Origin of the sequence: Corallococcus sp. 4LFB, assembly GCF_046520365.1 — a bacterium.
Classification (GTDB): Bacteria; Myxococcota; Myxococcia; order Myxococcales; family Myxococcaceae; genus Corallococcus; species Corallococcus caeni.
The window spans coordinates 1-1,723 of sequence record NZ_JBKGHJ010000919.1 but is presented as its reverse complement, the minus strand read 5'-3'; the positions used below and the strand labels follow the sequence as shown (position 1 = coordinate 1,723).

Sequence of the window (1,723 nt, the reverse complement as noted above, 5' to 3'; positions counted from 1 at the left end):
GCGAAGGGCAGGGGCAGGGCCTCCGACACGCCGGGGGCCTCCTCCGGGAGCGCGGGCTCGGAGGGTTCGGACGGGCCGGCCGCGGCGTCGACGGACTCGAGCGCGGGCTCCTCCTGCGAGGGCGTCTCCTGGACCAGCTCCTCCAGGACGAGCAGGTCCACCTCGTCGAGCAGCTCCCCGTGCGTCACGGGCGGCACGCCGGCGGCCTCCTCCAGCGCGTTGAGCACGGCGTCCAGCTCGAAGGGCTTCTCGAAGAAGGCGCACGCGCCATGGACCTTGATGGCCTCCTGGGCGAAGCGGTCGCCCTTGTAGACGCCGCTGACGGCGATGGCGGGGATGGCGTGGGCACGCAGCGCGCCCAGCACCTCGCTGCCGCGGATGTCCGGCAGCAGCAGGTCCACCAGCGCGGCGTCGAAGCGGGTGGTGGGGCCCAGGGCCTCCAGCGCGGACTCGCCGGTGAAGACGGTGAGCGCCTCATGGCCCCGGGTCTGCGCGACCGTGGCGATGAGGGAGGCGAGTTCCTGGTTGTCCTCCACGATGAGCAGTCGCGCCATGGGCGGCCAGACCCTACCATCAACCCCATGAAGGACGTTCAGGGCTTCCACCACGTGGCGATTCAAGCGAAGGACGTGGAGCGGGTGACCGCGTTCTATCGCGACCTGCTGGGCTTTCCGGAGCTCAAGCGCCACCTGCGCGAGGACGGCACCTTACGGAGCGTCTGGGTAGGCGTCCCCGGGGGCGCCTTCCTGGCCATCGAGGCGGTGGACGGGATGCCGCAGGAGGTGCCGTTCCGCCATCCGGCGCCGGGGCTGCTGATGTTGGTGTTCCGGATTCCCCGCGAGGCGCGAGGTGGGGTGGTGGAGACCTTGGCCCGCGCGGGGGTGCCGCTGGAGCACGAGACGCGCTGGACGCTCTACGTGCGGGACCCGGAGGGCAACCGGGTGGGGCTGAGCCACCATCCGGACGACTAGGGGTGCGTGCCCGGCCGGGTGCTTGCGGAGGGTGACGGGGCATGGCTACAAGCGGGCCCATGCGCCTGGGTGAACTGCTCGTGAAGGACGGCCTGGTGTCGGCGGCGGCGGTGGAGGAGGCGCTGGAGTCGCAGGTGGTCCACGGCGGCCGGCTGGGGACGAACCTGGTGGAGCTGGGGCTCCTGTCCGAGCAGGACCTGGCCAAGGCGCTGGGCAGGCTGCACAACTGCGCCTACGCGTCCGGGGAGATGGTGCCCGACCCGAAGGCCGTGGCGCTGGTGCACCCGAACGAGGCGGACGACAAGGAGTTCCTGCCCATGCGGGCGGACGCGACGCGGCTGAGCGTCGCGGTGGTGAACCCGCACGACTTCCCGACGTTGGACGCCATCGCGTTCAAGACGGGCAAGCGCGTGGTGCCGGTGGTCATCCCCGAGTTCCGGATGAACCAGCTGCTGCGGCGGCACGCGAAGGCGTTCCGGCAGCTGCGGGCCATCGACATGGAAGCGGTCCGCCCGAGGCCCGCGAAGGGCGCGGCGGCGGAGCTGGCGAAGGCGGCGGAGCGGCCGCCGGACCTGATGAGCGAGGAGGAGTTCCAGTCCGTCTACGCGCAGGCGCTGCGCGGCGGCTCGGATGCGGAAGCGGACGTGCTGGAAGGGGAGCTCATCATCACCGGCGAGGAGGTGATGGAGGCGCCCGTGGCCGCGCCGCCCCAGGGCCGGCCCGCGGTGCCGGCGGCAGTGCCGGCGCAGTCG

2 protein-coding genes and 1 pseudogene are annotated in these 1,723 nt (G+C 72.4%); 2 read left to right on the top strand and 1 reads right to left on the bottom strand.

The features are described 5' to 3' along the window. The coding region (locus tag ACLEQD_RS42790; RefSeq protein WP_410391709.1) for a response regulator at nt 1–554 on the bottom strand (554 nt) is incomplete at its 3' end. A 27-nt stretch (nt 555–581) separates the two neighbouring features. Between ACLEQD_RS42790 and ACLEQD_RS42785 the strand changes: the two genes are divergently transcribed. Further along, nucleotides 582–971 (top strand): VOC family protein, encoded by a 390-nt coding sequence (locus ACLEQD_RS42785; RefSeq protein ID WP_410391708.1) that lies wholly within the window; start codon nt 582–584, stop codon nt 969–971. Nucleotides 972–1,030: 59 nt separating this feature from the next. Beyond that, nucleotides 1,031–1,723 (top strand): annotated as a pseudogene (locus tag ACLEQD_RS42780) (hypothetical protein); the annotation flags it as partial.

Bases quoted from the DNA above. Each gene is read 5' to 3' on its own strand.
- ACLEQD_RS42785 (WP_410391708.1), top strand. From the start codon at position 582: ATGAAGGACGTTCAGGGCTTCCACCACGTGGCGATTCAAGCGAAGGAC.